Source organism: Lysinibacillus sp. 10T31 (assembly GCF_056394365.1).
The window spans coordinates 15,703-27,532 of the sequence record NZ_JBFTHS010000015.1; the positions used below are offsets into that span (position 1 = coordinate 15,703).

13 protein-coding genes and 1 riboswitch are annotated in these 11,830 nt (G+C 40.9%); of the genes, 12 read left to right on the top strand and 1 reads right to left on the bottom strand.

The features are described from left to right. Positions 1-194: 194 nt before the first annotated feature. The 12 genes from AC1DCY_RS10545 to AC1DCY_RS10600 all read left to right on the top strand — a co-directional run bounded on the left by AC1DCY_RS10545 (position 195) and on the right by AC1DCY_RS10600 (position 11,333). Positions 195-878, top strand: a complete 684-nt coding sequence (locus AC1DCY_RS10545; protein WP_477349877.1) for an adenosylcobinamide amidohydrolase — start codon at positions 195-197, stop codon at positions 876-878. Then, on the top strand, positions 875-1,831 hold the full coding sequence (gene cbiB / locus AC1DCY_RS10550; protein WP_477349879.1) for an adenosylcobinamide-phosphate synthase CbiB: 957 nt from the start codon (positions 875-877) through the stop codon (positions 1,829-1,831). Before AC1DCY_RS10545 ends, cbiB begins: the two co-directional genes overlap by 4 nt. After that, positions 1,818-3,023: a pyridoxal phosphate-dependent aminotransferase gene (locus tag AC1DCY_RS10555; protein ID WP_477349881.1), complete on the top strand. Its 1,206-nt coding sequence runs from the start codon at positions 1,818-1,820 to the stop codon at positions 3,021-3,023. The genes cbiB and AC1DCY_RS10555 overlap by 14 nt, the downstream gene beginning before the upstream one ends. 138 nt (positions 3,024-3,161) lie before the next feature. Further along, a complete protein-coding gene (locus AC1DCY_RS10560) occupies positions 3,162-3,779 on the top strand; it encodes a histidine phosphatase family protein (RefSeq protein WP_477349883.1) in 618 nt (205 codons plus the stop codon). Positions 3,780-3,790: 11 nt separating this feature from the next. Next, positions 3,791-4,366 carry a bifunctional adenosylcobinamide kinase/adenosylcobinamide-phosphate guanylyltransferase gene (locus AC1DCY_RS10565; protein ID WP_477349885.1) on the top strand — a complete coding sequence of 192 codons (576 nt, stop codon included), beginning with the start codon at positions 3,791-3,793 and terminating at the stop codon, positions 4,364-4,366. 39 nt (positions 4,367-4,405) lie between these two features. Beyond that, positions 4,406-5,182: an adenosylcobinamide-GDP ribazoletransferase gene (gene cobS, locus AC1DCY_RS10570; protein WP_477349886.1), complete on the top strand. Its 777-nt coding sequence runs from the start codon at positions 4,406-4,408 to the stop codon at positions 5,180-5,182. Next, positions 5,155-5,754: a histidine phosphatase family protein gene (locus tag AC1DCY_RS10575; protein WP_477349888.1), complete on the top strand. Its 600-nt coding sequence runs from the start codon at positions 5,155-5,157 to the stop codon at positions 5,752-5,754. The genes cobS and AC1DCY_RS10575 overlap by 28 nt, the downstream gene beginning before the upstream one ends. Further along, complete coding sequence (locus tag AC1DCY_RS10580; RefSeq protein WP_477349889.1) at positions 5,703-6,095, top strand: bifunctional adenosylcobinamide kinase/adenosylcobinamide-phosphate guanylyltransferase; 393 nt, start codon at positions 5,703-5,705, stop codon at positions 6,093-6,095. The genes AC1DCY_RS10575 and AC1DCY_RS10580 overlap by 52 nt, the downstream gene beginning before the upstream one ends. A 336-nt stretch (positions 6,096-6,431) precedes the next feature. Continuing rightward, positions 6,432-6,926 carry an ECF transporter S component gene (locus AC1DCY_RS10585; protein ID WP_477349891.1) on the top strand — a complete coding sequence of 165 codons (495 nt, stop codon included), beginning with the start codon at positions 6,432-6,434 and terminating at the stop codon, positions 6,924-6,926. Then, positions 6,923-7,606, top strand: coding sequence for a hypothetical protein (locus AC1DCY_RS10590; protein ID WP_477349893.1), 684 nt, complete (start codon positions 6,923-6,925; stop codon positions 7,604-7,606). Before AC1DCY_RS10585 ends, AC1DCY_RS10590 begins: the two co-directional genes overlap by 4 nt. A gap of 109 nt (positions 7,607-7,715) precedes the next feature. Then, a riboswitch (cobalamin riboswitch) is annotated at positions 7,716-7,903 on the top strand. 163 nt (positions 7,904-8,066) lie between these two features. After that, positions 8,067-10,280: a ribonucleoside-diphosphate reductase subunit alpha gene (locus AC1DCY_RS10595; protein WP_477349894.1), complete on the top strand. Its 2,214-nt coding sequence runs from the start codon at positions 8,067-8,069 to the stop codon at positions 10,278-10,280. 12 nt (positions 10,281-10,292) lie between these two features. Beyond that, entirely contained in the window at positions 10,293-11,333 is a 1,041-nt protein-coding gene (locus AC1DCY_RS10600; protein WP_477349896.1) for a ribonucleotide-diphosphate reductase subunit beta, read from the top strand. Between the two features lie 187 nt (positions 11,334-11,520). On the opposite strand, the gene AC1DCY_RS10605 is transcribed toward AC1DCY_RS10600, so the two are convergent. Continuing rightward, complete coding sequence (locus AC1DCY_RS10605) at positions 11,521-11,787, bottom strand: DUF4190 domain-containing protein (RefSeq protein WP_477349898.1); 267 nt, start codon at positions 11,785-11,787, stop codon at positions 11,521-11,523. Positions 11,788-11,830: the final 43 nt, after the last annotated feature.

Consider the following 11,830-nt stretch of genomic DNA (forward strand, 5'->3'; position numbering starts at 1 on the left):
ATTGAATTGTGATAAATCATCAATTTGTGATACAATTTCAAAAAAAATAAATAATTTGAGTATTATGAAGTTGTGATGCTGTACGAAAATTCAAAAGGTTTATATTTGGGATAGATTATTAATTTAAGAATGAACAGTACAAATTCTTCTTTGTAAGAATTTGTTTTTTTATTTTCTGAATAGGAGGCGAGATAATGCCAGTACTTCGCAAGGACGATATTCATATTTCTGACCATTATGTTGCTGTCCAAACAGATTCGCCGATGAAGGTCGTATCCTCGGCAGTACATAATCCGGGCTTTGGCTTTTATACACATTTGATGAATCGTTCAGTGCCTTATACGTATGATGAACGCAAACCACAGTTAGAATTACAGCGATTTTTACAGTCTGAGGGTTTTCCGGTAGACAATACAGTTGCGATGATGACGGCCGTCTATGCCCGATATGCAACAATTCGTGAGTTTACATATGAAGGAATTCATCTTGTCATAATGATTACAGCTGGTCTTGGCAATGCAGTCGATATTACGCGTGCCTTTCATCGTCAGGAGCAGTATCATGCTGGGACTATTAATACGTGGGTACTGATAAATGGAAGATTGTCGGATGAAGCTTTATTTCAGGCAATGATTTCTACGACAGAGGCAAAGGTCAAGGCGCTTATTGATGAGGGTATAACAGATCCAACAACAGGTACACAAGCTACAGGTACCTCTACGGATAGTTTGTTAATAGCTTCAACAGAGGAAGGCGACTACCATCAATATGCTGGACCCATTACGATGCTAGGAAAAGTTATTGGCCATGGTGTTTATGAAACGATGCGTGAGGCCATTCAAAAATATAAAAAAGATAAAGAGGAGAATCCATTATGATGGCACTGGTGATAGCCTGTATCATTGGGCTTGTTTTTGATTTAATAGTGGGTGATCCTCCTAAAATACCTCATCCAGTACGCTGGATTGGGAAGCTCATTCAGTCTCAAACAGAATTATGGAATAAAGGAAGAATGAAAAAATTCCGAGGCATGGTGATGTCACTCGCTGTAGTTGGCACAACGATGTTTGTTGTGACGGCTATTATGCTACTAAGTTATCAGGTTAGTCTACTATTTGGCATATTGGTGGAGGGCTTACTAATTGGGATTGGACTAGCTCAGCGTAGCTTAAAGGAAGCGGCGATGGCTGTCTATGAACCGCTCGTCAAAGGTGATTTTGCTGAAGCTCGTGTGAAGCTTTCTTGGATTGTCGGCCGTGATACGGAGAAACTTGACGAGGATGAGATTGTTCGTGGTGTTGTTGAGACGGTCTCAGAAAATACGAGTGACGGTGTAACTGCTCCATTATTTTACGCCTTTTTATTTGGCGCAATCGGGTTATGGGGCTATAAGGCCGTCAATACGTTAGACTCTATGATTGGCTATAAAAACGAAAAATATAAAGATTTTGGTATGTTTGCTGCAAAGCTAGACGATGTACTAAATTTTATTCCAAGTCGATTAACAGGTCTTCTGATGGTGCTAGGTACGAAAAATGAAACGAATGTATCTCTTGGTAAGCGCTTAAAACGTTGGGCACAAGATGCGAAAAAGCATCCAAGTCCTAATAGTGGTTATTTAGAAGCAGCAACAGCTGTTCAATTAGGGGTACAGCTTGGTGGAAAAAATACATATCAAGGTGTCGTATCTCATCGAGCAATAATGGGCGAGAAATTAGTTCCATTAACAAAAGAGCATATTGCAACGTCTGTGATTCATATGCGCATTGCGACCTTGCTCTTTACGCTTGTTATGTTAACAATGGAGGTGTTAATTTTTGCAATTACCTAATCACGGAGCAAATCCGCAAAATGTTTATCATCAGTTAGGACTTAATATGCCCGAAGAGGTATATGATTTTAGCGAAAATGTTAATTCGGCAGGGCCACCTGCATTCGTTGAGGCACGTTGGCGGACATTTTATCCGCTCATTCAACGTTATCCAGACCCGGAAGGTGAGCCGTTTTTATCAAAGGTGGCAGCTTTTCACGATGTTCAGAAAGATTCTGTATTACTAGGTAACGGTGCATCCGAGCTTTTTAGTGTTCTAGTTAGACGCTACGCCAATAAGCGTGTTATTATCGTACATCCAACTTTTTCAGAATATGAACGAACATTAACAGCAGCGGGCGCTGAAATTGTGCCCGTTATTGTAGAGGATATTGTTCACTACACATTGCCGATGGAGCTTCTGAAGCGTGAAATGGTGAACGCAGATGCTTTATATATTTGTACACCGAACAATCCGACTGGGGTGCTTCCAAAGAAAGAGGAGCTTCTCGAATTAATCTCTCACGGTGCAAAGGTCAATTGTGAGCTTGTCATCGATGAGGCATTTATTGACTGGGTAGATGAAGCTTATTCATTGATCCAGCATGTGATAGAAAACCCACATTTGATCGTCGTTCGTTCGATGACAAAAATGTATGCGATCCCAGGATTACGCCTTGGCTATTTAGTAGCAAGTCCGGTAGTTGTTACTGAGCTAAAGGATATCCTACCGCATTGGAACTTGAATGCCTTTGCCCTTGTTATCGGTACAGGCTGTTTAGATGAACATGTATATTGTGAGCAGGCCATTGCCTATGCTAAAAATCAACGGGAATCGCTGCAGAGCTATTTACAAGAACATGGTTGTCAGGTGACGAATAGTGTAACGAATTATGTATGTTTTGCATTACCGAAAAATCAGCAAGCAGATACATTTTTTACATATTGTTTATCAAAGGGCGTCGTGCTACGCCATACAAAAAACTTTATGGGCTTAAATGGTGAATGGTTCCGTATTGGAATTAAAGATATTGCAGCCATGACATATTTACTGAATTGTTTGCAGGCATGGTTTAACTTCTTTCAGCAGAAGTCTCCCACCTCTATAGGTGGGGAAATGAATGCGGTTTTAAGTCTCCTTTCAGCGGGTGTCCAATCATCTGTACCTGACGCTACGCTTTCGGTACAAAAGACATCCGCTGAAAGAAGTTAAAGCCTCCGGCGGATGTCACGGAATCGGAAAGGAGTGCTTTGTGCAAGCACAAAGCCGATTCCGGACGCATTGTTTATCTGCGCGAAAGCGTAGCGACAGCGGCAATTATGCCGGGGCATAATTGATTGCAAATTAGGGGTGAGAAAGTTGACAACTTTTTATTTAGTAAGACATGGTGAAACGATGTGGAATAAAGAGCATCGACTGCAGGGATGGTTAGATTCATCATTATCCGAGAATGGTATTTTACATGCAGAAAAACTTCGAGATCATTTGAAAAAATTCTCTTTTACAGCGGCATATAGCAGTTCAAGTGGCCGTGCTAAGGAAACGTTGCATATTCTTCTAAGTAATCGTCAGCTTCCAATATTTTATGAGGATAATTTGCGAGAGATTTTTTTAGGGGAATGGCAAGGGCAAACAGTCGAGGACATTATGACTACGCATCGCCTTGACTATGAATTATATACCGATTATCCTGGACAATTCGTCGCAACTCATACAGAAAGCTTTGGTACGGTAACAGAACGAGCAATGTTTACGTTAAAGAAAATAGCGGAAAAATATCCCGAGGACAATGTTTTAATTGTGTCCCATGCTGTAACGATTAAATGCGTCATTAATGCCATTTTAGGGCGAAGCATCAATCAGCTGTGGGCAGAACCATTTATTAATGGTACAAGTGTCACGATTATTGAACAAGTCGGGCCGCAATGGCTCGTTAAAGATATCGGGAACATTCAACATTTACAATAGGAGGCGTAACCATGCCACTGATTTTCATTACAGGGGGAGTACGCAGTGGTAAATCTCATTTTGCTGAAAAAGCGGCTGTTACTCACTATCAAAAACAGTTTACGCAAGCACAACGCCTTATTTATATTGCTTCTGGAGTTGCGTTGGACCATGAGATGGAGAAGCGAATAGTGCGCCATCAGGCAGATAGACGAGCACAAAAGATTGAGTGGCTAACGATAGAAGCACCTTATGACATCGCTGATACATTACATAAACTGACCGATGGAGATGTTGTGTTATGGGACTGTGTTACGACATGGTTGACAAATGCTTTTTACGAGGGCTTTGATACGGGAACTCCTTGTGTGGAACAACCTGGCTGTTTAGAGCAGAAACTTGATGTTTTAAAAATGGCGGTAGAGACGTTACTTGAGAAAAGGGTGACGTTTTTTATCGTGTCGAACGAATTATTCGATGAGCCTCCATATTCTAGTGAAGAAGTTGAATTATACCGACAAATGCTTGGGCAATTACATCAATGGTTCGTATCTATAGCGGATGAGGCCTATGAAATAAACTATGGTGTCGTAAAGAAATGGAAATAATGAATGACGCTTTGAAAATAAAAAGAAGGTGGCAAGACGATGAAAAATTTCTGGCATAGCATACAACTTGCGTTTCAATTTTTTACAGTTTTGCCGGTACATAAAGAAATTCCTTTGTCGAAAGCAACTATTACAGGGATGTTCGCCTTTTTGCCATGGATAGGGGCTCTCATGGGTACCGCAGTGGCAGCGGTAGTCTATGGATTAACTGAATGGACTTCTAGCAGCGAAGTCTTGCTTTCCTTTGTGATTATCGGATTGTTTGCTTTATTTACTGGTGGTTTACATCTAGACGGTTTTATTGACATGGGGGATGCCTATTTTTCGTATCGGGATCGTGAGAAGCGGCTTGAAATTTTAGATGATCCACGTGTTGGTGCATTTGGTGTACTTTCAGTGCTGTTTTTAGTGCTTGGTAAATTTGTGATACTGCACGAGTTATTCGTTCAGCATAAGTTTGCACTATGGATGCCTGTGTTTATTCCGTTATTAACACGAGTAGGCATGAGCTTTTATTTTATGTCGCTCAAGTGTTCAAAGGAAAAGGGGCTAGCCTACTTTTTTAAAACACATATTAAGCCGGGATCACTTATCTGTTTTATGCTTATCACATTAGTTGTGGCATATAGTAGCTTGTTGTTTGTCATAGACTTCTCAATTGCTCCACTAGTGTTGATGGCTGTATTAGCGATTGCCTTTTTAGTCTTTCGACAATTTACAGTCCGCAACTTTGGGGGCGTTTCTGGAGATTTACTCGGTGCTTCAATTGAAGGAATGGAGGTTGTCCTGTGGGTGACGTTGTTATTGTGCGCTTAATGAGACATGCACCAACAAAGGAAAATTTGGAGAAGCGGTATATCGGCTGGACAGATTCTGCATTAGCCGATGCATCTTTACTGACTATTGTAGATAAAAATGTCACGAAGGTGTATGGTAGCGATTTGCTACGCTGTAGAGAAACAGCTGCCCATTATTTTCCGAATGCAACATACTTGTCTGATAGGAGATTTCGAGAGTCGAACTTCGGAGAATTTGAAGGCCGCACATATGAGGACTTAAAATCCGATAGTCGTTATTGTGCATGGTTAGATGATCCCGTACAGTCACCACCTCCAAAGGGGGAAGGCTTTGATGACTTTTGTGAGCGTGTCATTGAAGGGTTCACGGCATTACCAAAAGATGAAGATGTTTATCATCTCGTTGTACATGGTGGAGTGATTCGAGCACTTCTCGTAGCATTTGCACCAACGGAGCAAACTTTTTGGTCGTATCAAACACTGCATGATAAAATGTTTTCTTTAACATTTACAAGAAAGGCTTGGGAGGAGGGAGCGCGATGCATGTCTTTATCGGAGGAGCCTATAGTGGAAAAACCGACTATGTCATGAAATTGCTTGCAGGTCAAAAAGTTGAGCTAGTAGATGGCGATTTACATGATAGCACTTCTACCTGCGATGTATTAGTTATTAAAAACTTAGAGAAGTGGCTCGTAACACAAGATCTTGAGGATGATGAACCCCTTGTTAGAACCATTTTGACAAGACTAAAGACTCTGGAAGAAAATTGTGCTGTCTATATTATAGTGACCGATATGGGACGTGGAGTTGTGCCTCTGGAAAAACAGTCACGATTATTGCGTGATACATGTGGGCGTTTGTATCAAGCATTATTTGCTGAAGCCGAACAAGTCGTACGCATTTGGTACGGTATCGGGGAACAAATAAAATGATATAGTTTTAAAAAAATTTTATTAGGCTTTTCATTTTGGGGATAAGATTTCCAAGGACGTATGCTTTGTAAATAAGTTGATTGGAGTGGAGGTTGGGCGACTCCTTGGGGATTAGCGATAGAGGAACGAAGGCTAAGTGCATCACATCCTGTGATAACGCCTTCGTGACCAACATCGTGTTGGCCCGAGACCCTGCAGCGCAGCGGATGTTTTCTGTGCGAAAGCGAAGCGGCAGCAACAAAAGCGGCTCATCGGACGCCCCCAGGAAAGCGCCCAACCGGAACGGAAATCAACCCCACGCTATTATAAAAAAATTTAAAGGAAAGAGGAAATGGAATGGATCGACAAAGATTGATGAAATTGACGCTCACGGCCATGGTAGCGGCAATTTGTGCAGTGGGTGCAGTCATTAAAGTTCCAACATTTATTACAACTGCAGCGCTTGACTCTGCACCCGCATTTTTGAGCGTTGTCTTTTTATCTCCAGTATTAGCTGGGGTTGCGGGAGTCATTGGGCATTTTATCTCAGCCTTAACTACTGGCTTCCCACTTGGACCGCTACATATTATTATCGCGGTTGAAATGTTTATTGTTGTATGGGTCTTTGGGGTTATGCATAAAAAAGGAATGCATTTCTGGAAATGGCCTGTGGCACTTGTTTTAAATGGTGTTGTAGCACCTATACCATTTTACTTTATCATTAGCCCAGCATTTTACTGGACGTCACTGACTAGTCTTCCGTTGGCAACACTTATAAATTTAGTAATCGTTGCGATTGCGATGCCAATTCTGTCGAAGGTGTTTGTGCGTAAGGAAGGTCGAGTACATTGAGAAATGCTATAAAAATAGGTGAGCTCATTGCTACAACAGATAATGCCGCAGCAATTGGTGAAAAACCACAAGATGTTGTGTCTGCTTCAGACAAGCTAACGGCATACTTAACTGCGCGTGTTACTTTTTTAGAGCAGCTTGCTGCAAATGCGTTACCAAGCCATATTTTACTCGCTAATTTTTCAGGAGATGCAGCGTGGTCGCGTTATGTTGCAGGCATTCAGCAGGTTTTTGATGAGGTTGGCCATAATTGTCCGCCAATAGACGGTAGCACAGAGTCCAATATGCCGACTTTACAATCAGGATTGTCTATTACGATGCTTGGTGAGCAGCAAAAACGCACAGCAACTAAGCATGAACAGCTTAGCTGGTACACTTATGGACTACCGCTTGTAGGCAATGAAGTCCTTGCGCAGCCTGATAATGTCGCACAGTTGCAACCTATTTTTCAGGCGTGGAAAGAGGGAATCGTGCAGCAAGTATGGCCAGTTGGATCAAAAGGTCTACAAGCCGAATTTACTCGGCTTTTTGGCGAGCAACAGGTCGAAAGTTCGTTAGATGTTGAGAAATCAGCTGGTCCATGTGCAGTAGTTTTGCTAGGAATACAGCCTGAAAAAGAGCAGCTAGCACAAAAAAAATTTCCTAGAAATTTTGAAAAACTACGTAAAACTGCATTGTAATTGGGCTTGCTTCGAGAAAATGTAGCACTTTATAACGTGCAAGGGGCAAAACGCCTATTGCATCAATAAACACAATATGTTAGATTTGTTTAGGAGTTAAACACAATATATAGTATTTTGGACGAGCGGTACCAATATGGTTTAAAAGGGAATTCGGAAAAAGAGTCATCTTAAGCCGAAGCTGTCCCCGCAACTGTAAGTGCTGACAAATGATGAGTAGGCCACTGTGAAAAACGGGAAGGTTATCATTTGGAGGAAGCATGAGCCAGGAGACCTGCCGATATGTTCAAGACAGCAACACATTCTTCGGGGATTGAGAAGTGGAGGCGAGAGATTTGTTCACTTCTTTGTGTGCATGTCCTTCATTTCCATTTCCGATTTTACTGCGATCACGTAACCGATAGATGTTGCGTGATCGCTTTTTGTGTTGTCTGGAGATAGAAAGGGAGAGAATGAGAACATGACAATTCAAATCGAACAGCAAATTGCTAAGCTCAAGAAAAGTTACACGGAGGATGAACTCGAAAGTTTTGTAAGATTATCGGATCGATGGCTACGAAAAAACGATAATGCCACATTTGAAGCATGGGCAGATGCGATGGTTTTACAAACGCTTAGCTTAATTGATGAGGAGGAGCCTTACTGGACATTTGTCGCAGCTCAAATTTATTTAGAAAAACTATATGATCAATTTGCAATGCGCCGTGGAGTTTCAGTAAAGGATGTTTATAAGGTTTTCCCAGAACAATTAGCACACTATACAGAAGCTGGTTTGTATCATGAAAGTTTAACAACAAAATATAGTGAGCAGGAGCTTCAGGAACTTGCTTCTTATTTAGATCCAAGTCGAGATGAGTTGTTTACGTATATTGGCTTAAAAACATTGATGGACCGCTATGTAGTCCGTGATTACACGAAAACACCAGTGGAACTACCACAGGAACGATGGATGGTCATTGCAATGACCCTGATGCAGGATGAAACAGAAAATCGTTTAGAAAAAGTCCGTGAATCTTACTGGGCGATGAGTAATTTATATATGACTGTTGCTACACCAACATTATCAAATGCAGGTAAAACACATGGTCAGCTATCAAGTTGCTTTATCGATACAGTAGATGATAGTTTACAAAGTATTTATGACACGAATACAGATGTCGCAACTTTATCGAAGTACGGCGGTGGTATTGGTGTTTATATGGGGAAAATTCGTAGCCGAGGCTCATCTATTAAAGGTTTTAAAGGTGCATCAAGTGGCGTTTTACCATGGATTAAACAGCTTAACAATACGGCGGTTTCAGTCGATCAGCTTGGGCAACGACAAGGAGCTATTGCTGTCTATCTAGATGTTTGGCATAAAGACATCTTTACGTTTTTAGATTTACGCTTAAACAATGGGGATGAGCGTCTGCGTGCCCATGATATTTTCACAGGGCTGTGCCTACCAGATTTATTTATGGAAACTGTTGAGGCACGTGGGGATTGGCATTTATTTGACCCACATGAAGTACGAGAGGTTATGGGATTCTCACTAGAGGATTTCTACGATGAGAAAAAGGGTGATGGCTCTTTCCGTACTAAATATGCGGAATGTATCGCGAATCCATTGTTAAGTCGTGAAGTCGTACCAGCTATTGATATTATGAAGCGTATTATGCGCTCACAGCTTGAAACAGGCGTACCGTTTATGTTCTATCGAGATGAAGTCAATCGCATGAATCCGAATAAGCATGAAGGAATGGTTTACAGCTCGAACCTGTGCACAGAGATATTCCAAAATATGTCAGCTACTGAGTTCGAATCTATTACCTTAGAGGATGATGTCATCGTAACACGTCGCAAACCTGGAGATTTCGTTGTATGTAACTTATCATCTATTAATTTAGGTAGAGCTGTACCGGCTGGTGTTCTAGAACGATTGATCCCAGTTCAAGTACGTATGCTAGATAACGTTATTGCTCTAAATACAATTCCAGTAAAACAAGCAGAGCGTACGAACCTACGCTACCGTGGTATTGGGCTTGGCACATTTGGCTGGCACCATTTATTAGCTTTGAAAGAAATTCAATGGGAGTCTGAGGAAGCAGTAGAATTTGCGGACAAGCTCTATGAAGAAATTGCTTATTTAACGATTCGTGCTTCTAACGATTTGGCATGTGAAAAAGGAGCATACCCATTATTTGAAGGCTCAGATTGGCATACTGGTGCGTATTTTGACAAACGTGGCTACGACAGCAATAAATGGAATGCGTTACGCGCCGCGGTTGCTGAGAAAGGTATGCGTAACGGCTATGTAATGGCAGTTGCACCGAACTCATCAACATCCATTTTAGCGGGCAGTACGGCTACGATTGATCCAATCTTCCAAAAGAGTTATTCAGAAGAGAAGAAGGATTACAAAATTCCAGTAACAGTACCTGATTTATCACCTGTGACGACTTGGTATTATAAATCTGCTTATTTCATCGATCAAAATTGGACAATCAAGCAAAATGCTGCACGAGCACGTCATATCGACCAAGGCATTTCACTTAATTTATACGTTCAAAATACGATTAAGGCGAAAGATTTACTAGCATTGCATATGAATGCATGGGCGAGCGGTGTGAAAACGACTTATTATGTGCGCTCAACGTCTGTAGAATTGCTAGAATGTGAGTCTTGCGCGAGCTAGGAGGAAGTAACAATGACAACTATTACAAAACGACAAATTATGGATAAGGATGCACCGAACCGTTCAACAGGGATTGTCAACGGACGTTCTTCTAACATTTTAAACTGGGATGATGTGCGTTTTAGCTGGGCATATCCTAAGTATAAAAAAATGCTAGGTAACTTCTGGACACCATTTGAGATTAATATGAGCAATGATGTGAAGCAGTTTCCTGGACTATCAGCGGATGAACAGGAATCCTTTTTAAAGATAATTGGCTTGCTTGCACTATTAGACAGTGTGCAAACAGATTTTGCGGGGAAAGTAGCTGATTATTTAACGGACTCAAGCTTAAATGCGTTAATGATTATTTTAGCGCAACAAGAGGTTATCCATAATCACTCTTATTCCTACGTGCTATCAAGTATTGTCAACAAAGACGAGCAGGATCGTACGTTTGACTATTGGCGTACAGAGCCAGTGCTAGAGCGACGTAATGATTTCGTTATTAAGGGCTACCAAGCATTTTCAGAGGAGCCAACTGTTGAAAATATGCTAGAAGCGATTGTCTATGATGTGATTTTAGAAGGTTTATTCTTCTATTCTGGCTTCGCGTTCTTCTATCATTTAGCACGCAATCAAAAAATGGTGGCCACGTCAACGATGATTAATTATATTAATCGCGATGAGCAGCTACATGTCGATTTATTTGTGAAGATTTATCAGGAGCTATTAGAGGAATATCCTGAATACGATACACCTGAACGAGCAGCTCGTGTACAAGAAATCTTCCGTGAAGCCGTGCAGCTAGAAATCGATTGGGCCAATGAAGTAATTGGCGATAAAGTTGAAGGCCTCGATGTCGAAGATGTCCATGATTATGTACATTTCTATGCAAACGTACGCTGTAATCAGCTTGGCGTGGAGCGTCCATTTGAAGGCTATCGCAAAAATCCATTGAAGTGGGTTAAAGCGTATGAGGATGTTGACTTAGGAAAAACAGATTTCTTCGAGCAGCGTTCTCGCCAATATGTAAAGGTTAATGTAGAAGATAACGGCTTTGATGATTTGTAATACCAAGTCCACCTCCATGTTGAAAAAACATGGAGGTGGATTTTTTTGTGAGAATAGGGGGGACGCTTAAGTAAAAGAAGAAAATTTCTCGGATCAACAAACGGGTTTCCTTTAGGAGACAAAAGTATTTAAATCTCACGAATTTAAAAAAGAGAGCGAAAGAAATCTGTGCTCTTTTTAGCTGTTATTATTTAACCGGCGTCATTGAGAAATAAGCTATATACCCCAAAATCGCAAGAATTTGTAAAATAATCCCTACTATACTACAAATTAAACCTGCAGTTGCTAATCCTCTACCATTTGCATTGGTTGTATTAATTTCTTTTACAGCTTTACTTGAAAATATTATTCCGCTGATGCCTAAGATCAAGCCAATAAAAGGTATTAACATTGAAAGAATTCCAAGCGTTAAAGAAATTACAGAATTATTGTTTGTTTGATTTTTTTCAGACATTCGCTAGCCGCCCTCATTTGAGAATTTAACTATTTTTTATTTT

What these genes read in the sequence shown, in the direction of transcription:
- AC1DCY_RS10600 (WP_477349896.1), top strand. Translation starts at nt 10,293, where the DNA reads ATGACAACTATTACAAAACGACAAATTATGGATAAGGATGCACCGAAC.
- AC1DCY_RS10545 (WP_477349877.1), top strand. Translation starts at nt 195, where the DNA reads ATGCCAGTACTTCGCAAGGACGATATTCATATTTCTGACCATTATGTT.
- cobS (WP_477349886.1), top strand. Translation starts at nt 4,406, where the DNA reads ATGAAAAATTTCTGGCATAGCATACAACTTGCGTTTCAATTTTTTACA.
- AC1DCY_RS10580 (WP_477349889.1), top strand. Translation starts at nt 5,703, where the DNA reads ATGCATGTCTTTATCGGAGGAGCCTATAGTGGAAAAACCGACTATGTC.
- AC1DCY_RS10585 (WP_477349891.1), top strand. Translation starts at nt 6,432, where the DNA reads ATGGATCGACAAAGATTGATGAAATTGACGCTCACGGCCATGGTAGCG.
- cbiB (WP_477349879.1), top strand. Translation starts at nt 875, where the DNA reads ATGATGGCACTGGTGATAGCCTGTATCATTGGGCTTGTTTTTGATTTA.
- AC1DCY_RS10605 (WP_477349898.1), bottom strand. Translation starts at nt 11,787, where the DNA reads ATGTCTGAAAAAAATCAAACAAACAATAATTCTGTAATTTCTTTAACG.
- AC1DCY_RS10595 (WP_477349894.1), top strand. Translation starts at nt 8,067, where the DNA reads ATGACAATTCAAATCGAACAGCAAATTGCTAAGCTCAAGAAAAGTTAC.
- AC1DCY_RS10565 (WP_477349885.1), top strand. Translation starts at nt 3,791, where the DNA reads ATGCCACTGATTTTCATTACAGGGGGAGTACGCAGTGGTAAATCTCAT.